Raw genomic sequence first — 25401 nt, forward strand, 5'->3', positions numbered from 1 at the left:
GCTTACGACCGCAGCTGCGAGGTGGTTTGCAGCATCTGGTCCGCCGTCGAGATCACCTTCGAGTTCATCTCGTAGGCGCGTTGGGCGGTGATCAGGGCGGTGATTTCCGAGACCGCGTCGACGTTCGAGGCTTCGGTGTAGTGCTGCAGCAGCACGCCGAAGCCCGGCTCGCCCGGCGCGGCGATGTTGGCCGCGCCCGACGCTGCGGTTTCCAGGAACAGGTTGTCGCCGATGGCTTCCAGGCCGCCTTCGTTCAGGAAGTTGGCGAGCTGGATCTGGCCAACGGTCTGCGGCGCGGTCTGACCGTCCATCTTCACCTGAACGAGGCCGGTCTTGCTGATCGTGATGTCGGTGGCGTTCTGCGGGATCGTGATCCCGGGCTGCACCGTGTAGCCGTCCTCTGTGACGATCTGGCCTTGTTCGTTAGTCGAGAAGTTCCCGGCGCGGGTGTAGGCCGTCTCGCCCGAGGGCAGCAGGACCTGCAGATAGCCCTTGCCCTGAATGGCTACGTCGAGGGGGTTGTCGGTCAGGGTCGGCGTGCCTTGCTCGGTGATGCGATAGGTCGAGCCGGCCTTGACGCCGCCGCCCACCTGCACGCCGGTCGGCACGATGTTGCCGTCGCTGGACGACTGCGAGCCGGCGCGCTCGATCGTCTGGTACAGCAGGTCCTGGAACTCGGCCCGCTGGCGCTTGAAGCCAACGGTGTTCATGTTGGCGATGTTGTTCGAGATGACTTCGACGTTCAGCTGCTGAGCAGCCATACCCGAAGCGGCGGTGCGGAGAGCTTGCATCGGCTAGCGTTCCTTAATTGACCTTGCCCAGACGCTCGACGGCGCTGCGCGACAGTTCGGAGGTGTTGTCCATCATCTTGGCGACGCTCTCGTAGGCGCGCTGGATCTCGATCAGCTTCGTGATCTCGAGAACCGGTTGGACGTTCGAGGATTCCAGCATGCCCTGGTGGATCTGGGCGTCCGTGACGGGCTGCAGGGTGGTGTTGGCGGTGTTGCGGAAGAGGTTGTCGCCATCCTTGGCCAGGCTGGACAGATCGTCCGGGCGCACGACCGCGATACGGCCAGCCCGCAGCGCGCCCTGGCTGACGATGCCGTCCTTGCCGACCGTGACGGGGCCCAGACGAGGGTCGATGGTGATCTGGCCGCCGCCTTCGTCCAGAACGGGATAGCCGGCCTGAGTGACCAGCACGCCTTCCGGGTTGGTGGTGAAGCGACCGTCGCGGGTGTAGCGCTCGCCGCCGGCGGTCTGGACCTTGAAGAAGCCCATGCCGTTGATCGCCAGATCGTAGTCGCCGCCCGTCTTGGTCATCGGGCCCTGGCTGAAATTGCGGGCGACGCCGGTGTCCATCACGAACTTCACGGGCGCGGAGCCGTCCAGGGTCTTGGCCGGCTTGGCTTGCTCGGTGCGGACCATTAGATCCTCGACCTTGAAGCCCGTGGTGTTGGCGTTGGCGATGTTGTTGGCCACGATGTCGAGCTCGCGGCGCAGCGTCATCTGACGCGAGAGGCCGACATAAAGCGCGTTGTCCATGGCGAGTTAACTCGGGCGGCTAGCGCGACAAATGCGCCGAAAGCTGGAAAGCAATCTTCGTGCCAGCGCTAAAAGCTTATATTTTTCAATAAATAGAAAGGTTAACGGCGAGGGTGTGGTCGGACTCTGCCGGGCAGATTCAGCCTGCGACCAATTGGCCGCCAAAACACATCGTTAACCATGCCTCGCGCATGAGTACGGGTATAGATTCCAAGGAACCGCGCGCGTGGCCAAGAAACCCGAGAAGGAAGCTCCCGCTCCCGAAGGCGAAGAGGGCGCTGAAGGCGAAGCTCCGGCGAAGAAGAAGCCGCCGATCCTGATCATCGCCATCGCCGCCGGCGTGCTCGTTCTGGGCGGCGGCGGCGCTGCGGCCTTTTTCCTTCTGAAGCCAAAGCCCGCCGCCGAAGCCGGCGAGCACGGCGCCGAGAAGGAAAAGGAAAAAAAGGAAAAGAAGAAGGAAGAAAAGAAGGACGAGAAGAAGGAAGGCGAGAAGGGCGCTGAGGGCGCCGCCGGCACGCCGGTCATCAAGGAAGGTCCTGATGGGATCGTGTTCTACACGCTGCCGGACATCGTCGTGAACATGCAGACGGCCGAGGGCAAGTCGACCTTCCTGAAGCTGAAGCTGACCTTCGAGCTGCCCGACGAGGAAACGGCCGACGAGCTGACGCCGAATCTGCCCAGGCTGCAGGACATGTTCCAGACCTTCCTTCGCGAACTTCGCCCCGAAGACCTGAACGGCAGCCAAGGCACCTACCAGCTGCGCGTGGAGCTGCTGCGCCGGGTGAACCTCGTGGCCGCGCCGGCCAAGGTCAACGCGGTCCTCATCGAGGAGATGCTGATCAACTAGTCCTGGGGACGGGTTGGGCGAACGATCATGGCGGATGAACTCGACGATCAGGCGGCGATGGCCCAATGGGCCTCGCAGAACCCCCCGGGGGCTCTCGGTGAGGGCTCCGAGGGGACCAATGAGTTCGGCGATTTTTCCGGCGGCATGGGCGGCTGGGATGACGCCGGCGGCGATGGAACGTCTGAGCGGATTCTGAACCAGGACGAGATCGACAGCCTGCTGGGCTTCGATCTCTCCGGCGACGGCGGTGACGATCGCACCGGTATCCGCGCCATCATCAACTCGGCGCTCGTCTCCTACGAACGTCTACCGATGCTGGAAATCGTCTTCGACCGCCTGGTGAGGTTGATGACGACATCCCTCCGCAACTTTACCTCCGACAACGTCGAGGTCAGTCTCGACAACATCAGCTCGATCCGCTTCGGCGATTACCTCAACTCGATCCCGCTGCCGGCGATTCTGGCGGTCTTCCGCGCCGAGGAGCTGGACAACTACGGCCTGCTGACCGTCGACTCGAACCTGATCTACTCGATCGTGGACGTGCTTCTAGGGGGGCGTCGGGGCACCGCCGCGATGCGCATCGAGGGTCGTCCTTACACGACGATCGAGCGCGTGCTGGTGCAGCGGATGATCGAGGTGGTGCTGCACGACCTGAAGAGCGCGTTCGAGCCTCTACATCCGGTCAATTTCTCGCTGGATCGCCTGGAAACCAATCCGCGCTTCGCCGCGATCGCCCGGCCGGCGAACGCGGCCATCCTGGTGAAACTGCGCATCGACATGGAAGACCGCGGCGGTCGTATCGAGCTCTTGCTGCCGTATGCGACGCTGGAGCCCATCCGCAAGATGCTGCTGCAGCAGTTCATGGGCGAGAAGTTTGGCCGCGACAACATCTGGGAAGGCCACTTGGCCACCGAGCTGTGGACCACCCAGATGGAGGTGCGCGCCGTGCTGGACGAGCAGCAGGTGCCGCTGTCGCGGGTGCTGAACATGCAGGTCGGCGACACCCTGATGCTGAACGCCACGCCCGACAGCCTGGTCGAGCTGCGCGCCGGGGCCATTCCGCTGACGCGCGGCCGCATGGGCCGCCGAAATCATGCGATCGCCGTGCGGGCCGAAGCGCCGCTGACGCCGGCGGCGAAGAAGGCCGTGCAGAAGCTGAAATGAGCATCGTCGCCCTGGCCATGAACGGTTTCCTGGCGGTGCTGCTGATCGCGGCGCTTATCTTCGGCTGGCGCCTGGAGCGTCGGCTGAAGGCGCTGCGCGACAGCCATGAGGGCTTCGCCAAGGCCGTCGCCGATCTCGACCAGGCCGCCGCTCGCGCCGAACAGGGCCTGGCCGACCTGCGCGCCGCCACCGACGAAGCCGCCGAGACCCTGGCCGTTCGGATCGAACGCGCCCAGGCCCTGGCCGCCCAGCTCGAAGAGCGTGTGAACCGCCCCGCGCCCAACCGGTCCCAGGACGCCCCCGCGCGCGAGTCCGCGCAACGGCCTGCCCGCGCAAGTGAGGCTCCGCCCGCTGCTTCGGCGGGTGAGCGACGTCTGTCGGCGGCCGATTTCGAACGGCTGCTGGAGCGCGAGGACCGGGCCGAGCGCGCCGTACGCGGCGAGCCGATTCCGCGCCCCGCGCCTCGCTCCAGCCCCATCCCGGAAACGCCGCGTTCACGAGCGCGGATCGATGATGACTTGTTCGAGGGGCCTGGCGAAAGCCCGCGTCCTGGCAGCAATCCAAGAGCACCGCGCCGATGAAGAATATTCCGCGAATCCTGCCCCTGATCGGGGTCGCCGCCGGCGGGGTGCTGGCGATCAACGCGATGTCCGGCGCCAAGTCGCTGCCCGACCTCGTCAGCGGCGCGAAGGCGTTCGCCGAGGGCGTCGCCAAGCCGGAAGGTAAGGAAGCCGCCGAAGGCGAGGGCGCTCCATCCGCCGAAGGGGCCGCCCAGCCCGCCGCGGCAAAGGCCCCGCCGCCGCGCGTCTGCGCGCCGTCGGCCGACGCCCTGGCCCGTGAAGCGGGCCTGTCTCCCGCCGAACTGCGTATCTTGCAAAGCCTGGGCGCGCGCCGGGGACAGCTGGATCAACGCGAGCAGGACATCGACGTCCAGCTGCAGCTGCTGGCCGCCGCCGAGGCCAAGCTCGACGCCAAGATGAAGGCGCTCACCGGTCTGAAGGGCGACATCCAGGGCCTGTTGGGTCAAGTCGACGCCCAGAAGCAGGCCGAAGTGGATCGTCTGGTCGTCGTCTATCAGGGCATGAAGCCCAAGGACGCCGCGGCGCGCATGACGCTGCTGTCGGACGAGGTGCGTCTGCCCATCGCGGCGAAGATGAAGGAAAAGACCCTGGCGATGATCCTGGCCAATATGGCGCCGGGCGACGCCAAGATCCTCACCGAGCGTCTGGCCTCGCGCCTGGTCAACCCGGCGGTCGACAAGGGCAAGGCGGCGATCGCCGACAACGCCGCGCCCCGGGCCGGCGCGCAACAGGCTGCAGGCGGGCTGGCGGGAGCCGCGCCCGCCGCCGCCAAGCCGCCTGCTCCCCAGGCCGGTTAAGGGAGGCTCATGACTCTCCGCCAGCTCCTGCGCTCCAGCGTCGCCGCCGCGTGTATCGCGGGCACGCTGGCGCCGTCCGGCTACGCCGCCGCGCCACCGAGCGCGGCGCGCGGCGCCCTGGACGTGCGCGTGGCCCAGGCAGCGGCGTTCTCGCGGATCGAGTTCCACTGGGCTGGCGGCGCCCGGATGACGCCGGTGCGGCAGGGTCAGTCGCTGGTTCTGCGCTTCAGTCGGGACGCCAACCCAGATCTTTCCGCGCTGAAGATCGCCCCGCCGCGCTGGGTCAAGTCGGCGGAAGCCCGTCGCGTCAACGGCAAGCTGGAGTTGGTGATCACGCTGACGGACGACGCAGACGCCAAGCTCGGCACCGCCGATGGCGTCGATTTCGTCAATATCTACCCCAAGGCCGACGCGGCGCCGACCGCGACTCCCTCGCCGACGACCGCGCCTGCGCCGGTCGGCCGCCCCAATCCGATGCCGCGCGACGGCGTGGTGCGCGCGGGCATTGAGCGGCGCGATGGGCAAGTGACCCTGTCGTTCGACTGGGCCGCGCCCGCCGGCGCGGCGGTCTTCCGGCGCGGCGAGGCGGTCTGGATCGTCTTCGACACCCCGGCGCGGCTCGATATTTCCAAGCTGCCCGGCACGACGCCTCGCTATTCGAAGCTGCAGGTCTATCGCGGCGCCGACTATGTCGCTCTGCGCGTGGTCGCTCCGGCGGGTGAGCCTTTCGTCGCGGTCGGCACGGGGCCGTCCTGGCGGATCAGCTTCGGGGCGGGTCCTCAGCAGAGCCCGGACATCATCCAGGTCACACGTGCCGAAGGCGCGGCCTCGGCGGCGCTTTCTGCCTCGGTGGCCGGCGTTACGCGGGCCATATGGGTGGATGATCCGGCCGTCGGCGACAGGATCATCGTCGCGCCGGCCCTGGCTCCGGCGAAAGGCCTGCCGTCCCGACGCGAATATGTCGAGTTCGCGCTTTTGCAGTCGGTTCAAGGCCTTGCGGCGGAAGCCTATGCCTCGGACCTGATGGTGCAAGCCCAGGCCGACCAGGTTCGCATCGGCCGCCCCAAAGGCCTTGCCCTGTCGCCGGCCTCCGCCGCCGCGCCGCCCGAAGAGGCCAGCGCCGGCGCGCCGCAGCCGTTGTCGATGCCGGCGCTTGTCGACCTGGAGAACTGGCCCAAGACCGGGTCGGGGGGATTCCTGGCGCGTTACAACGCCTTGCAGGGCGCGGTGGCCGCAGCGGGCGACGAGCAGGCCGATGTCGGCGCACGGCTGGCCCTGGCGCGGTTCCTGGTCGGTTCGGAGATGTCGTTCGAGGCGATCGGGGTGCTGAACGCGGGCGCTCGCAAGCACCAGACCTTGGTGGGCAATCCCGAGTTTCGCGGCCTGCGCGGCGTGGCGAGGGTACTGGCGGGGCGCCTTTCCGAGGCTGACGCCGACTTCTCCTCGCCAGTGTTGGCCGATGAACCTTCAAGCGCGCTCTGGCGCGGCTATATCTCGGCCAAGAACGGCCAGTGGCTGGACGCCCGGACCCAGTTCGCAAACGGTTCGCGGGCGTTGGATCTCTTCCCGCCAGTTTGGCGTGCGCGCTTTCTCAAAGCCCAGGCCGAGGCCGCGCTCGGGGTCGGTGATCTGACCGGCGCCATGCAGGCGGTGGCCAAGGCGCTCGCCCAGCCCAAGATCTCGGTCGAGGATCAACTGGATATTCGACTTGTCCAGGCCCGGATCTTCGAGGCCAAGGGCGAGAAGGCCCGCGCTCAGCGCATGTTTACAGCCATCGCCGGGGCGCCGATCGATCGTATCGCCGCGCCGGCGATGCTGCACGCGACGCAACTGCAGTATGCGCGTGGCCAGATCAATGCGACCAAGGCCGCCGAGACGCTGAACCAACTTCGCTACCGCTGGCGCGGGGATGGGGTGGAGCTCGAAGTCATTCGTGCGCTGGGCAGGCTCTACATCGACCAGGGTCGCTATCGCGAGGCGCTCGAGGCGCTGCGGTCGGCGGGGCGGCGTCTGTCCGACCGTCCCGAGGCCGTGGCCTTGCAGAATGACCTGTCCGAGGCCTTCCGTCAGTTGTTCCTACAAGGTCTGGCCGACGGCATGCAGCCCATCCAGGCGGTGGGCTTGTTCTACGACTTCCAGGATTTGACTCCCATCGGCGCCGACGGCGATCAGATGGTGCGCAACCTCGTGCGCCGCCTCGTTGATGTCGATCTGCTCGGCGATGCGGCCAAGTTGTTGAAATACCAGGTAGAGAACCGCCTCAACGGCGTCCCCAAGGCCCAGGTCGCCACCGACCTGGCCTGGATCTACCTGATGGACAAGAAGCCCGAGGACGCGCTGAACACCATCAACGCGACCCGCACGACGATCCTGCCGCCCGCCCTGAACGCAGAGCGGCGTCTGGCGACGGCTCGGGCCCTTATGGGGCTGGGCCGTTACGACGCGGCGCTGGAGTTGGTCGAAACCGACACGAGCCGCGACGGACAGGAACTGCGCGGCGAGATCGCCTGGAAGCAGCGGGCATGGCCGGCCGCCGGCGCGCTTTACGAACGGTCGCTGGGCGATCGCTTCCGGACGGCCGGCGCGCTGAGCGCCGCCGAGGAGGCAAGACTTCTCCGCGCCGCCGTCGCCTACAGCCTGGCCGATGATAACGCCGCGCTCGGCCGGCTGCGGGCCCGCTGGTCGGGGTTCATCGACACCGCCAAGAACCCTGACGGCCTGCGTGTGGCGCTGCAGGGCATGTCGATGGAAGCGGTTTCGGCGTCCGACTTCGGTCGGGTCTCCGCCGACAACGAAGCGTTCAACGGCTGGATTGGCCGGATGAAGGAAAAGTTCCGCACCGCTCAACCGGCCGGTGCGCCCGCCCGGGCCGGCCGCTAGGGCGTTTCCGTTCCCAAAGCCGCGCTCAATTCGGCGGCTAAAGGCAGGTTCTTTCGGGCAACCGGCTCAAGCTTGCAAAAGCTCACTGCCAAAAGAGAATTGGTCTTATGGCGGGGCGTCGACGTTTGGCCTAGTTAGGGCCCGCGCTCTCCGATCCCGGGGGCCTTGGATCGCGGCCGCTTGCCTTTCTGCCGCAGTCATGTCATGACAACGTTGTCATAGGGTGGACGACATTGGCTAAGAACAACGACGACGGCGATAACGGCCGCGAAGTCTTGGTGCTGCTGGGCGGAGCGGGCGATCTGGCGCTCCGGATGCTGCTGCCTTCGCTGTATTTCCTCGAACTCGACCGTTTGCTGCCGCACGATCTGCGGATCATCGGTGTGGCTCGGGCCGACCACGACGCCGCCAGCTACAAGGCGCTGGTGCGCGAGCAACTGGGCAAGCGCGCCACGGTCGAGGAAGCGGTCTGGAATCGTCTCGCCGCGCGCCTGGACTATGTGCCGGCCAACATCACCAGTGAGGATGACACCCGCAAGCTAGCCGAGCGGATCGGCGAGCACGGCTCCTTGGTGATCTTCTTCTCGCTGTCGCCGAGCCTTTATGGCCCCGCCTGTCAGGCGCTGCAGGCCGCCGGTCTGACGGGGCCGCAAACCCGCCTGATCCTCGAAAAGCCGCTCGGCCGCGATCTGGAAAGCTCGAAGGCGACCAACGCCGCCGTCGCCGCCGTGGTCGATGAGAGCCAAGTCTTCCGCATCGACCACTATCTGGGCAAGGAGACGGTTCAGAACCTGACCGCTCTGCGCTTCGCCAACGTGCTGTTCGAGCCGCTGTGGGATCGCAACACGATCGACCACGTGCAGATCACCATCGCCGAGACCGAGAAGGTCGGCGACCGCTGGCCCTATTACGACGAGTATGGCGCCCTGCGCGACATGGTGCAGAACCATATGCTGCAGCTCTTGTGCCTGGTCGCGATGGAAGCGCCGTCGGGCTTCGACCCCGACGCCGTGCGCGACGAGAAGGTCAAGGTGCTGCGCAGCTTGCGTCCGTTCACCAAGGAGACCGTGGCGCACGACACGGTGCGCGGTCAGTACGTCGCCGGCGTGGTCGAGGGCGGTGCGCGGCCCGGCTATGTCGAGGAGGTGGGCAAGCCCACCAAGACCGAGACCTTCGTGGCCATGAAGGTGGCGATCGACAACTGGCGTTGGGACGGGGTGCCGTTCTTCCTGCGGACGGGCAAGAACCTGCCGGATCGCCGCACGCAGATCGTTGTTCAGTTCAAGCCGCTGCCGCACAACATCTTTGGCCCGACGACCGACGGCGAGCTGGTGGCCAACCGGCTGGTGATCGACCTGCAGCCCGACGAAGACATCTCGCTGACCATCATGAACAAGCGTCCGGGCCTGTCGGAGGAGGGCATGCGCCTGCAATCGCTGCCTCTGTCGCTGTCGTTCGGCCAGACCGGCGGCCGTCGCCGGATCGCCTACGAAAAGCTGTTCGTCGATGCGTTCCGGGGCGACCGTACGCTGTTCGTGCGACGCGACGAGGTCGAGCAGGCCTGGCGCTTCATTGATGGTGTCTCGGCCGCCTGGGAAGAGGCGAAGATCGAGCCGGCGCACTATGCGGCGGGCACCTGGGGGCCGCAGTCGGCCCAAGGGCTGATCTCGCCCGGCGGCCGGGCCTGGAAGGCCTGAGATGCCGTCTACGCCCGTCAAGCTAGAAGCCTTCGGCTCGCGCGAGGACCTCTATGACGCCGCTGCTTCGATCCTGGTTGGCGCGCTGACGACCGCCGTCGCCAGTCACGGTCGGGTCGGGTTCGCCGCCACCGGCGGTACGACGCCGGCGCCGGTCTATGACCGCATGGCGACCATGACGGCGCCCTGGGACAAGATCACGGTCACCCTGACCGACGAGCGCTTCGTTCCGGCCAGCGACTCCAGCAGCAATGAAGGGCTGGTGCGTCGGCATCTGCTGGTCGGGGAGGCGGCTAAGGCCTCGTTCGCGCCCTTGTTCTTCGACGGCGTCAGCCACGAAGAGAGCGCGCTGAAGGCGCAAGCGGGGGTCAATGCCGCTCAGCCATTCGGCGTGGTGCTTCTGGGCGTCGGCGCCGACGGCCATTTCGCCTCGCTCTTCCCCGGCAATCCTCTGCTGGAAGCCGGGCTGGACCTGACGTCCGACCGCTCGGTTCTGGCCGTGCCGCCGAGCGACCCCGCGCCGGACATCCCGCGTCTCAGCCTGACCCTCGCGGCCCTGACTCGCACGGATTTGATCGTGCTGCTGGTCACCGGAGCGGCCAAGAAAGCGTTGTTGGAAGGCGACGTCGATCCGGCCCTGCCGGTCGCCGCCATTCTGAAACAGGACCGCGCCAAGGTCCGCATCCTCTGGGCGGAGTAGATCGCCATGAGCCTGAACCCGGTCATCGCCGACGTCACCGCCCGCATCGTGGCGCGCAGCAAGGACAGCCGCGCGGCCTATCTCGCCAATATGGAGCGGGCGATCGAGAACCAGCCCGGCCGGGCCAAGCTGTCCTGCGCCAACTGGGCCCACGCCTTCGCGGCCTCGCCGGGTGTCGACAAGGTGCGCGCCCTCGACCCGAACGCGCCCAATATCGGCATCGTCTCGGCCTATAACGATATGCTCTCGGCCCACCAGCCGCTGGAAGCCTATCCGGCGCTGATCAAGGACGCCGCGCGCGAAGTCGGGGCCACCGCTCAGTTCGCCGGCGGGGTGCCGGCCATGTGCGACGGCGTCACACAAGGCCGTCCGGGCATGGAGCTGTCGCTGTTCTCGCGCGACGTGATCGCCATGGCGACCGCCGTCGCCCTGACCCATGACGCCTTCGACTCCGCGCTTTACCTCGGCGTCTGCGACAAGATCGTGCCGGGCCTCGTGATCGGGGCCCTGACATTCAGCCATCTGCCGGCTCTGTTCGTGCCCGCGGGGCCCATGACCTCAGGTCTGCCCAACAGCGAAAAAGCTCGCATCCGAGCGCTCTACGCCGAGGGCAAGGTCGGCCGCGCCGAGCTGCTGGAGGCCGAGAGCGCCAGCTATCACGGCCCGGGCACCTGCACCTTCTACGGCACGGCCAACACCAACCAGATGCTGATGGAGCTGATGGGCTTCCATCTGCCGGGTTCGGCCTTCGTCCACCCCAACACCCCGCTGCGCGAGGCCCTGGTCAAGGAAGCCGCGCGCCGCGTCGCCGCCGTGACCAACAAGGGCAACGAATTCATCCCGGTCGGCCGGATGATCGACGAGAAGTCGATCGTCAACGGCGTGGTCGGCCTGATGGCGACGGGCGGGTCGACCAATCTGGCCTTGCATATCATCGCCATGGCGAACGCCGCCGGCGTCCAACTGACCTTGGAGGACCTGGACGACATCTCGCGGGCGACGCCGCTGCTGGCGCGCGTCTATCCGAACGGCTCGGCTGATGTGAACCACTTCCAGGCGGCCGGCGGCATGGCCTTCGTGATCCGCGAGCTCCTGAAGGCCGGGCTCGTGCACGAGGACGTCCAGACGATCGCCGGCGCGGGGCTGTCGCTCTACGCGCAGGAGCCGGTGCTCGAAGACGGCGTTCTGAAGTGGCGCGACGGCGCCCATGAGAGCCTGGACACCGCCATCGTGCGCCCGGTCTCCGATCCCTTCAGCAAGGAGGGCGGTCTGCGCCTGATGGCGGGCAATCTGGGGCGCGGCGTCATGAAGATCTCGGCGGTTAAGCCCGAGCACCATGTCATCGAAGCGCCCTGCGCCGTTTTCCAGGAGCAGGAAGATTTCATCGCCGCCTTCAAGCGCGGCGAGCTGGATCGCGACGTCGTGATCGTCGTCCGCTTCCAGGGGCCGTCCGCCAACGGCATGCCGGAACTGCACAACCTGTCGCCGTCGATCTCGGTGCTACTGGATCGCGGCCACAAGGTCGCGCTGGTCACCGACGGCCGCATGTCGGGCGCCTCGGGCAAGACGCCGGCCGCCATCCACGTGACGCCGGAAGCCGCCAAGGGCGGGCCCCTGGCCTTTGTCGAGGACGGCGATGTGATCCGCGTCAACGCCGAGACTGGCGAACTGAACATCCTGGTGGACGAGGCGATCTTGCTCGCCCGTACCCCAGCGAACGTCCCGGCGTCCAAGCCGGGCTTTGGTAGGGAACTGTTTGGATGGATGCGAGCGGGGGTCGGCGCCGCCGACGCCGGCGCCTCCGTCTTTGCTTGAGGAAGCGCTAGGTCATGGACGGCAATCATAGCGGCGGGCTCGGCCTCGTCGGCGACATCGGCGGCACGAACGCCCGCTTCGCCTTGGTCGAGTTCGACGGTCCGGACCCGCGCCTGATCGAGCCCACCGCCTACAAGGGCGAGGACTACGGCACGGCCGAGGACGCCATTGAGGACTACCTGCGCAAGGTCGGGGTCAGGCATCCTGATCAGGCGGTGGTCGCCGTCGCCGGTCCGATTGACCATGGTCAGGTCCACATGACCAATCTCGACTGGCGGATTTCCGAGGATGGCCTGCGTCGCGCGGGAGGATTCCGGAACGCCAAGCTGATCAACGACTTCACCGCCCAGGCGCTTGCCGCGCCACGCCTGAGCCCCAAGGACCTGCGCCAGATCGGTCAACTGCCGACCTCGGGCGAGGGGGACTTGGCGATCCTCGGCCCAGGCACCGGTTTTGGCGTCGCGGGCCTGGTGCGCCGCCACGGCCAGGAAATTCCGCTGGCGACCGAAGGCGGCCACGTCGCCTTCGCGCCCGTCGACGACGTCGAGATCGAGGTGCTCCGCGCGTTGAGCAAGCGCCTGGACGGTGGCCGGGTCTCGGTCGAACGCATCCTGTCCGGGCCGGGCATGGAAGATCTTCACATCGATCTGGCGGCCACTGAGGGGCGGCAAGTCGAGGCGCTGAGCGCCAAGCAGATCACCGAGCGGGCGGTCGAGGGCTGCGGCGACAGTCTGGCCACGGTGAACCGCTTCTGCGCGGTGTTGGGTTCAACGGCGGGCGACATCGCTCTGACTCTGGGCGCGCGCGGCGGGGTGTTTATCGCCGGCGGCATCGCGCCGCGCATCATCGACATCCTTGAGAAGAGCGCATTTCGCGAGCGCTTCGAAAGCAAGGGCCGACTGTCGGGCTTCACTCAGGCGATCCCGACCCACGTCATCCTGCACCCGCACACCGCCCTAATCGGTGCGGCGGTGGCCTTGACGCCGGAGGGGCGGGCCGCCGTTTCGTAGTCGTCTTCTTGGGGCTCGCCATGACAGCCTTGTCATGGCTAAGTACGCGCCGAACCGAACGAATCGGGGCGGTGAGGGACGGAATTGAGCGCCAAAGTCACGATCCACGACGTGGCCCGCGAAAGCGGAGTCTCGATCAAGACCGTTTCGCGAGTCCTCAATCGCGAGCCCAACGTCAAGGCCGACACCCGGGACCGTGTACAGGCCGCCGTGGCCGCGCTGAACTATCGGCCCAACATTTCCGCACGTAGCCTGGCCGGGTCTAAGGCCTATCTGATCGGCGTCTTCTTCGATAACCCCAGCCCTGGTTACGTCACCGACGTGCAGCTTGGCGCGATCGCGCGCTGCCGCCAGGAGGGCTTCCACCTGATCGTCGAGCCGATAGACTCCACGGCGGACGTCGAAGACCAAGTAGCCCCGATGTTGGCGACGCTTCGCATGGACGGGGTGATCCTGACGCCGCCGCTCAGCGATCATCCTGTGGTGCTGGCCGCCCTGGAGCGCGAAGGTGTGGCCTATGTCCGCATCGCGCCCGGCGGTGAACTGGACCGGGCGCCGTGGGTCAGCATGGACGATCGCCTGGCGGCCTACGAGATGACCAAGCACCTGATCGAGCTGGGCCACAAGGATATTGGCTTCATCATCGGCCACCCGGATCACGGCGCCTCGCATCTGCGTCATCAGGGTTTCCTCGACGCCATGCGCGACAGCGGTTTGCTGGTTCGCGACAGTCGGGTGGAGCAGGGCTGGTTCTCGTTCCGGTCGGGTTTCGAGGCTGCGGAGAAACTCCTGGGCGGACCGGACAGGCCGACGGCGATCTTCGCCTCGAACGACGATATGGCGTTAGGGGTGATGGCGGTGGCCAACCGCCTGCGCCTGGACGTTCCGGCCCAACTTTCGGTCGCCGGCTTTGATGACACCCCCGGCGCAAAGATCACCTGGCCGCAGCTCACCACCGTTCGGCAGCCGATTCACGCCATGGCCGGCGCCGCCGCGGACATGCTGATGCAGGGCGTCGAGCGGGAGGAGGGGGCGCCGCCGCCCTCGCGGCTGCTCGACTTCGAGCTGGTGGTGCGGGAGTCCACCGGTCCCGCCTCGCGCTGAGCGGAAGGTTCGTGCGCCATGTTACCGTAATCATAATGTTCTTGACAGCGCTGTCCAATCTACGTGAGATCGCTTCGATCAAGACAGTCGCCCACGAAAAGGCGGCGTCAGGAGGAAACGCCATGACCTCGCCTGGCCAGTCCAGCGGCTGTCGCGCCCTGTGCGCACGATCACTCCCCTCCAAGCGGACCTGAACCGCTTTCTTCGCTCGGCGCGGTTCCCCGCAAGCGCCGCGTCGAGCGCCTTTCTTGCAAAAGCCGCGTCGTTCACCGGACGCCTCCAAAGGACTGCCCATGCTTTCGCGCCGTTTCGCCTTCGCTTCCGCCCTGTCCTTGACGATCGCCTGTGGATCGGCCGGCGGGACCTTGGCCCAGACGGCGGCGAGCGCCACCGCCAACCCCGCGGTGTGGCCCAAGGCGGCTAGCCCCAAGACCATAACGGACGCCAAGACCGAGGCCTTCATCACCCGGCTGATGAGCCAGATGACGGTCGAGGAGAAGGTCGGCCAGACCATTCAGGCCGACGGCGCCTCGATCACGCCCGAGGAACTTAAGCAGTACCGTCTGGGCTCGGTGCTCGTCGGGGGCAACTCTGCGCCGGACGGAAACGACCGCGCGAGCGCTCAGCGCTGGATCGAGTGGATCCGCGCCTTCCGGGCGGCGGCCTTGGAAAAGCGGGGAGAGCGGCAGGAAATCCCGATCATCTTCGGCGTCGACGCTGTGCACGGGCACAACAACGTCGTGGGCGCCACGATCTTCCCGCACAATGTTGGTCTCGGCGCCGCGCGCGACCCTGACCTGATCCGCCGCATCGGCGAGGTGACCGCGCGGGAAATGGCCGCGACCGGCGCGGACTGGACCTTTGGTCCGACGGTGGCTGTACCCCGCGACGAGCGTTGGGGGCGCGCCTACGAGGGCTATGGCGAGGATCCTGAGATCGTGAAAGCCTATTCGGGGCCGATGACGCTAGGCCTCCAGGGCGCGCTGAAGGTCGGCAAGCCGCTGGCGGCTGGACACGTGGCGGGCTCGGCCAAGCACTTCCTGGCGGATGGCGGCACCGAGAACGGCCGAGACCAGGGCGACGCCAAGATCTCTGAGGCCGATCTGGTCCGTCTGCACAACGCCGGTTATCCACCCGCGATCGAGGCCGGCATCCTGTCGGTGATGGTTTCGTTCTCCAGCTGGAACGGCGTCAAGCATACCGGCAATAAGAGCCTGCTGACCGATGTGCTGAAGGGCCGGATGGGCTTCGAGGGCTTCGTGGTCGGCGACTGGAACGCCCATGGCCAGGTCGAGGGTTGCACCAACACCAGCTGCGCCCAGGCCTATAACGCGGGCATGGACATGATGATGGCCCCCGACAGCTGGAAGGGCCTGTACGAGAACACCCTGGCGCAAGTGAAGGCGGGGCAGATCTCCATGGCGCGGCTTGACGACGCCGTCCGGCGCATTCTGCGCGTCAAGGTCAAGGCCGGCCTCTTTGAGGACAGGCGTCCGCTGGAAGGCAAGCTCGACCTGCTGGGCGCGCCCGAACACCGGGCCGTGGCGCGTGAGGCGGTCCGCAAGTCGTTGGTGCTTCTGAAGAACGAAGGCGTCCTGCCGCTGAAGAGCTCGGCTCATGTGCTGGTGGCGGGTGACGGCGCCGACGACATCGGCAAGGCCTCGGGCGGTTGGACCCTCACCTGGCAGGGCACCGGCAACAAGAACAGCGACTTTCGGCACGGCCAGTCGATCTATGCGGGTGTCGCCGAGGCGGTGAAGGCCGGCGGCGGCAGCGCCGAGCTGTCGGTGTCCGGCGACTTCCAGAAGAAGCCCGACGTGGCGATCGTCGTCTTCGGCGAAAACCCCTACGCCGAGTTCCAGGGCGACATCACCAGCATCGAGTACCAAGCCGGTGACAAGCGGGACCTGGCGCTGCTGAAGAAGCTGAAGGCGTCCGGTATCCCCGTGGTGTCGGTGTTCCTGAGCGGTCGCCCGCTGTGGACCAACCCTGAGCTGAATGCGTCGGATGCGTTCGTGGCGGCGTGGCTGCCTGGCTCGGAGGGCGGCGGCGTGGCCGATGTTCTGGTCGGCGACAGGGCCGGCAAGCCGCGCCATGACTTCCAGGGCAAGCTGTCCTTCTCCTGGCCCAAGCGCGCCGACCAGGAGCCGATCAATGTGGGCGATCCCGGCTATGATCCGCTGTTCGCCTATGGCTACGGTCTCAGCTACGCGAAGCCCGGCAAGGTGGCGGCGTTGACGGAAGACCCCGGGGTGGCCTCGGCGGCGACCAATGTCGACCGCTACTTCGTCGATGGACGCTCGCCGGCGCCGTGGATGATCAGCGCGTCGGGCGCGGCGTCGCTGAAGACCATCGACGCCGGCGCGCAAGAAAACGCACGCCAGGCGATCTGGAGCGGCGAGGGCCCCGGCGTCGTTGGCGTCAACGGACCCTCTGTCGATCTCTCCCGCCAGACCACGGGTGATATGGCCCTGCTGATCCGCTACCGCGTGGACGCCGCCCCGAAGAAGCCGGTGTCGCTCAGCCTAACCTGTGGCGAATCCTGTCGGGCGGCGGTAGACGTAACGTCAACGTTGTCAGGTGCGAAAACGGGCGAATGGCGTACGGCGAAGATCAAACTTTCCTGCTTCCAGGCCAAGGGCGCGGACATGGCGCACATTTCGTCCCCGTTCGGACTCTGGACAGCAGGCGCTTTGACGCTGTCATTCACCGAAATCCGCCTCGCCTCGAACGAGGGCGACGCCTTCTGTCCCACCTAGTCCTGGAAGGAGCGACGGCATGATCCGCGCCCGTCGCTCTCGTATCGTCGCCACCCTGGGTCCGGCGTCGAGTTCGCCCGAGATGATCGTCACGCTGGCCAAGGCCGGGGCGGACGTCTTTCGCCTGAACTTCAGCCACGGAGCGCACGAGACCCATGCGGCTGTCTATGCGGCTATCCGGGAGGCGGAAAAGATCGTCGATCGTCCGCTGGGCGTCCTTGCCGACTTGCAGGGACCCAAGCTGCGTGTCGGCAAGTTCGCCGATGGTCCGGTGATGCTGAAGCCGGGCCAGGCGTTCCGGTTCGACAGCGATCCGACGCCGGGCGACGCAACGCGCGTGCATCTGCCTCACCCGGAGATCCTGACGGCCATGCGGCCGGGCGCGACGCTGCTGCTGGACGATGGCAAACTGCGGATGACGGTGACCGAGGCGGGACCAGGCTACGCTGACACCACGGTCGTGAACGGCGGCAAGCTGTCGGAGCGCAAGGGCGTGGCGGTGCCGGATGTCGTCATCCCGATGTCGCCGCTGACCGCCAAGGACCGCGAGGACCTGGCCTTCGCCCTGCGCCTGGGCGTGGACTGGGTGGCGTTGTCGTTCGTTCAGGCGCCTGAAGACATGGCGGAGCTGCGCCGTATCGTGGAGGGCCGCGCCGCCGTGCTGGCCAAGATCGAAAAGCCGCAGGCGCTGAAAGTGCTGGGACCGATCCTCGATCTCTGCGACGGGGTGATGGTCGCGCGCGGCGACCTCGGCGTTGAGATGGCGCCCGAGGAGGTGCCGGTCGCCCAGAAGGAAATCCTTCGCGCCGCGCGTGAGCGGGGCATCCCGGTGATCGTCGCGACCCAGATGCTGGAGTCGATGACCAGTTCGCCCACCCCCACGCGGGCCGAGGCGTCCGATGTCGCCAACGCGGTCTATGAGGGCGCGGACGCTGTGATGCTGTCAGCCGAGTCCGCCGCAGGGGATTATCCGGAAGAGGCGGTCTCGATGATGAACCGCATCATCGAACGCGTTGAGCGCGATCCGCGTTGGCCCGAGCTGATGTTCGCCGAACAGAGCCACGGCGACGTCGACGCCGACGTCCTGGTGGTCGCCGCCGCCGGCGCGGCCAAGGCCGGGTCCACCAAGTGCCTGGTGGCCTTCACCACTACCGGGGCCACGGCGCGTCGCCTCGCGCGCGAGCGGCCCTTGCAGCCGGTGCTGGCCTTGTCGCCGGAGATCAATGCGGTGCGCCGCATGTGCCTGGTGTGGGGCGTGGAAGCGCGTGTCAGCGCTCAGCCGGACAGCCTTGAGGTCGTGACGACCGACGCCTCGAGCAAGGCGCTGGAGTTGGGCCTTGTGGCGCCGGGGGAGAGGCTGCTGGTCGTCGCGGGTACGCCGTTTGGCGCGCCGGGCGCGGCGAACCTTCTGCGTCTGGCGCACGCGCCTGCGCCGGCCCGCCGCCGCTAGGCGAACGACGCTGGCAACAGCCGTTCGTAGCCTCGCCTGACCGTGCCGTAGCACTCGCAGGCGAGGGCCTTGAGGCCCTCGCGGTCCAGGATGTCCACCACGCCGCGACGATAGCGGATCAGGCCCTTGTCCTGGAGCGTTCGCGCGACGGCCGTCACGGTCGTCCGCTGAACGCCGAGCATGTCGGCCAGGAACTCTTGGGTCAGGCTGACGGTATTGGTGTCAATCCGGTCTTGGTACGACAGGAGCCAGCGGCAGAACCGCGCCTCGACGGGGTGGAGCGCATTGCAGGCCACCGATTGGATCGCGTGCCCAAACAGCGCTTCGTTGTGTCGGTCCACCATGTCTCTCAGCGAAGGGCTGCGGCTCCAGACCTCGTGGAGGTTCTGAGCGGAGATCCGGAAGGCGGCGCCCGGGGCTTGGACGATCGCGCGGCTCAAGGATTGGCGCGGTCCGACGGCGGCCATCAGGCCCAGCGCACCCTCCCGACCGATGGTGGCGGACTCGATGGCCGAGCCGTTCTCCATCAAGGTCATCAGAGAGACCACGCAACTTGCCGGAAAGTAGACCTGATCGAGCAGATCCCCTGGGTCGTAGAGCAGGCGACCCTTCTCAAGTTCAACCTGTGCCAGCTGTGGCGCGAGGAGCGCCTTGTCGTCCGCAGGCAGGGCTGAAAGGAAGCGGTTCATCAAGATCGGCAACGGCCCAGTCATGCGGAATCGAACGTCATTCTACGGCAAGGGTTGCAAGCCGTAGATGAAGTCGAGAACAGATGCCGTCGCTTAGCCGACACAAGCGTATGGAGTGAGGTATAAAGTGAGAAGAGTCCACAGAAGCGGACTGTCATGCTCCTCGCTCCACTTCCGACCGATTTGTCGGGTTCCCGACTTAGCTGCTCGTGTCGAGCGCAGAATGTATATCTTTTCTCAATCACGATAAAGAAAGAGCCGCCCTTCAGGGCGGCTCGAGAGAGATCAGCGGATGGATAAGCCTAGGCTAGGTTGATGTGTTCCTGGCGGCCCACATCCGGGGTATCGCCGGTCAGATTGGCCTTCGCGATCTCCCAGGCGAAGCGAACGCCCCCCTTGGAGGCCCAAGTCTCGGCGTCGATCATATCGAAGCGCAACAGGGTCAGGCTGGGATCGTCCTTGCCGCGCGGAAACCAGGCCGCGACCATCGGGTTCCAGTAGCGCTCGATCCGGGCGCGGTCCTTGTCTTCGGTCAGGCGGCCGCCGATGCAGGCCTGATAGTCCTGATCCTTGGCCTGGACGATGAACATCGCCGCGTCGTGACCCTCGCCCACGGCGCGGATCAGGCCGTTGTCATCATTCGTGAAGAACCACAACGCATTGTCGTCGGGTTCGGCGAAGGCGGTCATGGGTTGGAAGTGGTCGCCGCTGGCCGGGACGCCGAGCATGCCGAACCGGACGTCGTCGATTTCCTTCCAGAGCCGGCGTTCAGCTTCGGCCTTGTCGTGAAGGGTGTCTTGCATGGGAGGTCTTCCTTGCGATCGGGGAATCGCAAGGAAGAACCGATGGCGCGGGCGGCGGTTCCGGCGCTTCAGGTTCCACGCCTTTTCCCAGGGCGAGACGAGCGTGTGGCCTGCTCCCACGCAGCAGGCCCGCCAGCTACCCTGAAGGCGGAGCCCTTGCGTCGCGCGGCGTGAAGATCGCGCCGCCGCGCGATCCGGCCGGAGGTCTATTTGGCTTTGGCGAAGGCGGAGGACATCCAGCCACGGGCGCCGTTTTCGTCGTCGACTTCCATCCAGACGCCGTTGCGCTGCCCGGTCGGATAGACCGAGGCGCCCGCCCTGACTGAGCCGACCACGGCCGCCGTCGGCGAGGCGGAGGCGCGTAGCGCGATATCTTGCGTCGCCGCCAGAAGGTTTGGCGCGCTGGTTGAGACAGGCGCGGTTGCAAGAGTGGCCGACACCGCCGTCGCGGTCGGGGCGCCAGCGCACTTGCCCTGATAGAGGCCGCCCATCACCGCGCGCCGTTGCTGAGCGATCTGGATGTTCTGGGCCTCGCGTTGGGCCTTGGCCGCCGCTGCGGCCTTGGCTTGCGCCGCCGCGGCGTTGGCGAACATGCCAAGGCCCGGTACGCGACCCAGCGCCCCGCTGTAGAGCGCGGCGTTCACGCCCAGGCTCGCCGCCGTCTCGGCCCCGCGCGCGGCCCCTTCGGCGCTGGCGATCGCGGAGTTGGAGGCGCCCATCAACTGATCCATGCGCACCATTTCCGCGCTGATCTGCTCGCAGGTCATCGACGCGTCAGTGGGATAGCTCATTTGAAGCGGGGTCTGGGCGTAGGTGGCCGTCGCGCTCAGGGCGAGGCCCAGCGCGGCGAAGGTAGCCAGGGTCTTGGTCATGTTCGGCTCCGGATGACGGGAGCCGGCGACCGTCTAAGCCCACCGCGGGCGGCCGGTCCGTCATTACGCGAACGACGGTATCCGGCGGCTGGCGCGGGGGCCTATCCCCTGAACGGGGGGGTTAGAAGCCCATCAAGCGGGCATAGCGGTCGCGATGGAAGCTGGCGCCGCCGAACAGGGCCTCGGTGACGCGCGCGCGCTTCATGTACAGGCCGGCGTCGTGGGCGTCGGTCATGCCAATGCCGCCGTGCATCTGAACCATCTCGTTGGACGCCAGATGCACCAGTTCGCTGGCCTTGGCCTTGGCCAGAGACGCCAGGGCGCGGCTGTCGGCGCCGGCGTCCAGAGCCTCCAGAGCGGCCTCGACGCACGAGCGGGTGGTCTCCAGGTCGGTGAACCACTTGGCCGCGCGGTGCTGCAGGGCCTGGAACGTGCCGATGACCTGGCCGAACTGGGTGCGGGTCTTCAGATAGTCCAGGGTGATATCGAAGGCGGCGCTGGCGCTGCCCAGCATCTCGGCGGCGAGGCCGGCATAGGCGCGATCCAGGGTCGGCTCGAGCACGGCCCAGCCCTTGTCGACCTCGCCGAGCACGGCGTCTGCGCTGACTTCGACACTGTCAAAGTCGATCTTGGCCGCGCCGCGTGAGTCGATCAGCGACAGGTGCGAGCGGGTCACGCCGGCAACGTCGCCCGCGACGAGGAATAGGGTCAGGCCGGCGGTGTCGCCTGGCTGACCGCTTGTGCGGGCCGCGACAATCAGCAGATCGGCGGCCTCGCCGTCCAGCACCAGGGTCTTGGCGCCGTTCAGCACATAGCCTGCGCCGCTCTTGGTCGCCGAAAGGGCGGTGCGCGCCGGCGTGTGGTGGGAGCCTTCGTCGATCGCCAGGGTGGCGACGGCCTCGCCGGTGGCGATCTTGGGCAGCCAGGCCTGCTTCTGGGTGTCCGAGCCGCCCAGCTGCAACGCCGAAGCGGCGATCATGGCGGTGGAGAGCAGGGGAGAAGCGGCCAGGGTGCGGCCCGTCTCTTCCAGGATCAGGCCCAGGCCCAGATAGCCGAAGGCCGAACCGTCATAGGCTTCCGGCACGATCACCCCGGCCCAGCCCATCTGGCCCATTTCGGCCCAGGCGGCGGGATCGAAGGTCTGCTTGCTCTTGCTGTCGCGCAGCTTGCGCAGGGCGCCGACGGGCGCGCTTTCGCTGGCCCAGCCCTTGGCGGCGTCGCGCAGCATCGTCTGTTCTTCAGTCAGGACGGCCATGTTCAGGCTCCTCGAAAAGTCTTGGTCTTGGCGCGCCGTTCCGACGGCGGGCGCGGGTTGCGGTGCGAAGGGGCTACTGGTGGTCCAGCAGACCCAGGACCCGCTTGGCGACGACGTTCAGATTCACCTCGCTGGTGCCGCCCTCGATCGAGTTGCCCTTGGCGCGCAGCATGGCGCGTGGCGCGGCCAGCTCCTCGGCGCTGAAGCCTTCGCCCTCCCAGCCCAGGCCCTGAAGGCCCAGCGCCTCGACGAGCAGCTCGGTGCGCTCCTGGTTCATCTTGGCGGCGGCGTACTTGATGATCGAGACGGCGGCGCTGGGGCCCGAGCCCTGCTTGGACTCCGCCTCGGCGCGGCGCACGGTCAGCATGAACGCGTGGGCGTCCATCGAATGGGCGGCGAGGCGAGCACGGAAATCACCGTCGGCGATCCGGCCTTCGCTGTCGACGCCGATCTCCTTCTTGGCGGCCTCCACGACCGACAGGCCGCCGCCGCCGCCAAAGCCCGAGGCGCTGATGTTCTGGCGTTCGTACTGAAGCAGGCGCTTGGCGATGTCCCAGCCGCCGTTCAGCTTGCCGACCAGCTGTTCCTTGGGAACCTTCACATTGTCGAAGAAGGTCTCGCAGAACGGCGAGGAGCCGCTGATCAGCTTGATCGGACGGGCTTCAACCCCCGGCGTGGTCATGTCGAACAGCACGAAAGAGATGCCCTCGTGCTTCTTGCTCGTGTCAGTGCGCACCAGGCAAAAGATCCAGTCGGCCTGGTCGGCATAGCTGGTCCAGACCTTCTGGCCATTGATCAGGTAGTGGTCGCCCTTGTCCTCGCACTTGGTCTGCAGGGACGCGAGGTCAGAGCCGGCGCCTGGTTCGCTGTAGCCTTGGCACCAGCGAATCTCGCCGCGCACGATCTGCGGCAGGAAGCGCTGCTTCTGCTCCTCCGTGGCGTATTCCAGCAGCACCGGGCCAAGCATCCAGACGCCGAAGCTCATCAGGGCGGGCCGCGCCTTGATGCGACGGAGTTCTTGCTCGAGCACCTTGTTCTGGGCCTTGGAAAGGCCGCCGCCGCCGTACTCCTTGGGCCACATCGGCGCGGTCCAGCCGCGTTCGGCCATCCGGTCCAGCCAGAGCTTGGCGTCAGGGTTCTTCCACACCATCTTGCGGCCGCCCCAGGGGGCCTCATCCTCGCCCATGGGCGCATTGAGCGACTTCGGATAGTTGGCTTCGAGCCAGGCGCGGGTGTCGGCGCGGAAGGCGTCGAGATCGGTTCCCCCGAAATCGGCCATGGTCTCTTCTCCCTAAGCGGACCGGTGTTGGCCGACACACTACGCCTAGCGGCGACGCGGGCAAGCTGTTTCAAACAATCGTTCGCATCTTGGCGCGCGACCCCGCCGGGCATTACGCTGTATAGAAGCGGCTGCTCCTGGATCCCTCGGGGATTCGCGATTTCGGGATCTGGATGTCCTCGACAGTTTTCAGGCCCGCGGCCCACGCGATCGCCCCCACCGTGGCGGCGATCCTGACCGCGTCGGCAGGCGTCATGCTGTTAGCCTCCGGCGCGACGCCTTCAGAGCCGACCCGTTTCCTGCTGCTGCTGGCCTTCGCGCCGGATCTGCTGATCGAAATCAGCCACTTCTTCTCCTCCATTCTGGGTCTCGTACTGCTGTTGCTGGCCTTTGGCCTGCGCGCCCGCCTGGGTGCGGCCTGGTGGGCCGCCTTGATCGTGCTGGGGGCTTCGGCCGTTCTCGCGATCTTCAAGGGCTTGAACTGGGAAGAGACCGCGATGCTGCTGGTCTGCTTCTTCCTCATCCTGCCATTTCACGACGCGTTTCCTCGCAAGGCGGCGCTGACGAAGATGGAGATCACGCCCGGATGGCTGCTATCCGCCGCAGCCGCCATTGTCGGCGCTTCTGTTCTGGGTTGGTGGTCGTTCCACCACACCGAATTCGCCGATAAGTCCTGGATCAAGATCCTTCAGGATCACGACGAAGCCGCCCGGGCCATCCGCTCGTCGGTCGCCGCCGCGATTGTCCTGCTGGCCGTTGGCGTCTGGCGCCTGATGGCGACGGCGGCGACGCCCTCTGTCGTTGATGACACCGACCCGGAGTTTGACCGGGTGCGCGCCATTCTGGCCAAGGCCGAAGGGGCAGAGCCCAGCGCCAACCTCGCGCTTCTGGGCGACAAGCGTTTCTTGTTCTCGGCCTCGGGCGAGACCTTCTTGATGTTCGGCGTTCGCGGTCGGTCGTGGATTGCGCTCGGCCCGCCGGTCGGCAAGCGCGAGGAGCGCATGGAGCTCTTCTGGCGGTTCCGTGAACTGGCCGACGCCCACGCCGCGCGCGCGGGCTTTTACGGGCTCGGGCCCGACGACCTGCCCGATACGGTGGACTTGGGTCTGGCGATCCAGAAGACCGGCGAAAGCGCGGCTGTGCCGTTGGAGGCGTTCAGTCTTGTGGGGCGACGCCGGGAAGTGCTGCGCCGGAACTGGCGCAAAGCCGGGGAGGGGGGCGCGGCGTTCGAGGTCCTGCCTGTCGGCGCGGCGCCGGCCCTGATGGATGAGCTGAAGGCGATCTCGGACTCCTGGCTCTCGCATCACGCCGGCGGCGAAAAGAGCTTTTCCATGGGCGGCTTTGATCCGCGTTACGTCGCCGAGTTCCCTGTCGCGGTCGTTCGCAGCGAAGGCAAGATCGTTGCATTCGCTACGCTGTGGACCACGGCCGCCAAGACCGCGTTTTCCATGGATCTGATGCGCTACTCCGACGAAGCGCCCAAGAACGTCATGGACTACCTGTTCGTCGAGTTGCTCCAGTGGGGCAAGGACGAGGGGTACAGCGCCTTCGAGTTCGGCGTCGCGCCGCTGGCGGGCCTGCAGGATCGGCCGCTGGCGCCGATCATGTCACGCGTCGGGCGGCTGCTCTTCGAGCGCGGCGAGGAAATCTACAATTTCCAGGGCGTGCGCCGCTACAAGGACAAGTACGACCCGGTCTGGCAACCGCGCTACATCGCCGCGCCTCAGAAGTGGGCCATCCCGTTCCTGCTGGCGGACGTCGGCTTGTTGTCGTCGGGAGGGGTGTCGGGATTGGCCAAAAGGCCCAAGAAGACGCCTGAGAAGGCCGCGACCTAATAGCGCGGCTGGCCGCCGGTCTGCACGCCCAGCAGGTTCACCAGATGCACCATCATGAGCATCAGGCCGACGACGCAGATCATCATCAACGGACGCCACGGAATCAGCCGCGGCCCCTTGAGAACATTGATGGGCCGAGCGCCAAGCCAGCCGAAGAGCACGGCGAGGATCAGGAACAGGATCGCGGCGGCGGCGGTGACGGTCAGGTCCATCCGCGCTTCTAAGCCTGCGACAATCCGCCTGGCAAATGGTTAACCTGCGTTAACCCTCTTGCTTTTGAACCGCGTTACAGAGTGATGGGACTCTGTCCTGATTCCTCCAC

At 66.8% G+C, this 25401-nt stretch carries 21 protein-coding genes; 13 read left to right on the top strand and 8 right to left on the bottom strand.

Annotated elements, in window-relative coordinates:
* Positions 1-2: 2 nt before the first annotated feature.
* Together flgG and flgF are read right to left on the bottom strand one after the other, a co-directional pair.
* Positions 3-791 (bottom strand): flagellar basal-body rod protein FlgG, encoded by a 789-nt coding sequence (flgG, locus tag CSW63_RS10060; protein ID WP_062093823.1) that lies wholly within the window; start codon positions 789-791, stop codon positions 3-5.
* A 13-nt stretch (positions 792-804) separates the two neighbouring features.
* Positions 805-1542, bottom strand: coding sequence for a flagellar basal-body rod protein FlgF (gene flgF / locus CSW63_RS10065; protein ID WP_062093824.1), 738 nt, complete (start codon positions 1540-1542; stop codon positions 805-807).
* A gap of 226 nt (positions 1543-1768) precedes the next feature.
* On the opposite strand from flgF, the gene fliL reads away from it, so the two are divergent.
* From fliL to pyk, 12 genes are all read left to right on the top strand, one after another.
* Positions 1769-2389, top strand: a complete 621-nt coding sequence (fliL, locus tag CSW63_RS10070) for a flagellar basal body-associated protein FliL (protein ID WP_062093825.1) — start codon at positions 1769-1771, stop codon at positions 2387-2389.
* 27 nt (positions 2390-2416) lie between these two features.
* Positions 2417-3553 (top strand): flagellar motor switch protein FliM, encoded by a 1137-nt coding sequence (gene fliM, locus CSW63_RS10075; protein ID WP_062093826.1) that lies wholly within the window; start codon positions 2417-2419, stop codon positions 3551-3553.
* The gene (locus CSW63_RS10080; protein ID WP_062093827.1) at positions 3550-4134 is read left to right on the top strand and encodes a DUF6468 domain-containing protein; all 585 of its coding nucleotides are present in this window, start codon (positions 3550-3552) and stop codon (positions 4132-4134) included. Before fliM ends, CSW63_RS10080 begins: the two co-directional genes overlap by 4 nt.
* Positions 4131-4931 (top strand): MotE family protein, encoded by an 801-nt coding sequence (locus CSW63_RS10085; RefSeq protein WP_062093828.1) that lies wholly within the window; start codon positions 4131-4133, stop codon positions 4929-4931. Before CSW63_RS10080 ends, CSW63_RS10085 begins: the two co-directional genes overlap by 4 nt.
* A 9-nt stretch (positions 4932-4940) precedes the next feature.
* Positions 4941-7811 (top strand): lipopolysaccharide assembly protein LapB, encoded by a 2871-nt coding sequence (locus tag CSW63_RS10090; protein ID WP_062093829.1) that lies wholly within the window; start codon positions 4941-4943, stop codon positions 7809-7811.
* 233 nt (positions 7812-8044) lie between these two features.
* A complete protein-coding gene (gene zwf, locus CSW63_RS10095; RefSeq protein WP_062093830.1) occupies positions 8045-9508 on the top strand; it encodes a glucose-6-phosphate dehydrogenase in 1464 nt (487 codons plus the stop codon).
* Between the two features lies 1 nt (position 9509).
* Complete coding sequence (gene pgl / locus CSW63_RS10100) at positions 9510-10208, top strand: 6-phosphogluconolactonase (RefSeq protein ID WP_062093831.1); 699 nt, start codon at positions 9510-9512, stop codon at positions 10206-10208.
* A gap of 6 nt (positions 10209-10214) precedes the next feature.
* Complete coding sequence (edd, locus tag CSW63_RS10105) at positions 10215-12023, top strand: phosphogluconate dehydratase (RefSeq protein ID WP_062093832.1); 1809 nt, start codon at positions 10215-10217, stop codon at positions 12021-12023.
* Between the two features lie 14 nt (positions 12024-12037).
* A complete protein-coding gene (glk, locus tag CSW63_RS10110; RefSeq protein WP_062093833.1) occupies positions 12038-13033 on the top strand; it encodes a glucokinase in 996 nt (331 codons plus the stop codon).
* Positions 13034-13117: 84 nt separating this feature from the next.
* Positions 13118-14137 carry a LacI family DNA-binding transcriptional regulator gene (locus CSW63_RS10115; RefSeq protein ID WP_062093834.1) on the top strand — a complete coding sequence of 340 codons (1020 nt, stop codon included), beginning with the start codon at positions 13118-13120 and terminating at the stop codon, positions 14135-14137.
* 293 nt (positions 14138-14430) lie between these two features.
* Positions 14431-16896, top strand: coding sequence for an exo 1,3/1,4-beta-D-glucan glucohydrolase (locus CSW63_RS10120; RefSeq protein WP_062093835.1), 2466 nt, complete (start codon positions 14431-14433; stop codon positions 16894-16896).
* 19 nt (positions 16897-16915) lie between these two features.
* Positions 16916-18346 (top strand): pyruvate kinase, encoded by a 1431-nt coding sequence (gene pyk / locus CSW63_RS10125; RefSeq protein WP_062093836.1) that lies wholly within the window; start codon positions 16916-16918, stop codon positions 18344-18346.
* Here pyk and CSW63_RS10130 read toward each other — a convergent pair.
* From CSW63_RS10130 to CSW63_RS10150, 5 genes are all read right to left on the bottom strand, one after another.
* Positions 18343-19059 carry a Crp/Fnr family transcriptional regulator gene (locus CSW63_RS10130; RefSeq protein ID WP_062093837.1) on the bottom strand — a complete coding sequence of 239 codons (717 nt, stop codon included), beginning with the start codon at positions 19057-19059 and terminating at the stop codon, positions 18343-18345. The two genes, pyk and CSW63_RS10130, sit on opposite strands and share 4 nt — an antisense overlap.
* 278 nt (positions 19060-19337) lie before the next feature.
* Positions 19338-19838: a pyridoxamine 5'-phosphate oxidase family protein gene (locus CSW63_RS10135; protein ID WP_062093838.1), complete on the bottom strand. Its 501-nt coding sequence runs from the start codon at positions 19836-19838 to the stop codon at positions 19338-19340.
* A 206-nt stretch (positions 19839-20044) separates the two neighbouring features.
* The gene (locus CSW63_RS10140) at positions 20045-20710 is read right to left on the bottom strand and encodes an SH3 domain-containing protein (protein ID WP_062093839.1); all 666 of its coding nucleotides are present in this window, start codon (positions 20708-20710) and stop codon (positions 20045-20047) included.
* Positions 20711-20831: 121 nt separating this feature from the next.
* On the bottom strand, positions 20832-21965 hold the full coding sequence (locus tag CSW63_RS10145; RefSeq protein WP_062093840.1) for an acyl-CoA dehydrogenase family protein: 1134 nt from the start codon (positions 21963-21965) through the stop codon (positions 20832-20834).
* 73 nt (positions 21966-22038) lie between these two features.
* Positions 22039-23244, bottom strand: coding sequence for an acyl-CoA dehydrogenase family protein (locus tag CSW63_RS10150; protein ID WP_062093841.1), 1206 nt, complete (start codon positions 23242-23244; stop codon positions 22039-22041).
* Positions 23245-23417: 173 nt separating this feature from the next.
* Here CSW63_RS10150 and CSW63_RS10160 point away from each other — a divergent pair, with 173 nt between their 5' ends.
* Complete coding sequence (locus tag CSW63_RS10160; RefSeq protein ID WP_062093842.1) at positions 23418-25079, top strand: bifunctional lysylphosphatidylglycerol flippase/synthetase MprF; 1662 nt, start codon at positions 23418-23420, stop codon at positions 25077-25079.
* Here the strand turns inward: CSW63_RS10160 and CSW63_RS10165 are convergent.
* Positions 25076-25291, bottom strand: a complete 216-nt coding sequence (locus CSW63_RS10165) for a hypothetical protein (protein WP_062093843.1) — start codon at positions 25289-25291, stop codon at positions 25076-25078. The two genes, CSW63_RS10160 and CSW63_RS10165, sit on opposite strands and share 4 nt — an antisense overlap.
* Between the last annotated feature and the right edge of the window lie 110 nt (positions 25292-25401).

It is taken from the genome of Caulobacter sp. FWC26, assembly GCF_002742645.2.
GTDB lineage: Bacteria > Pseudomonadota > Alphaproteobacteria > Caulobacterales > Caulobacteraceae > Caulobacter.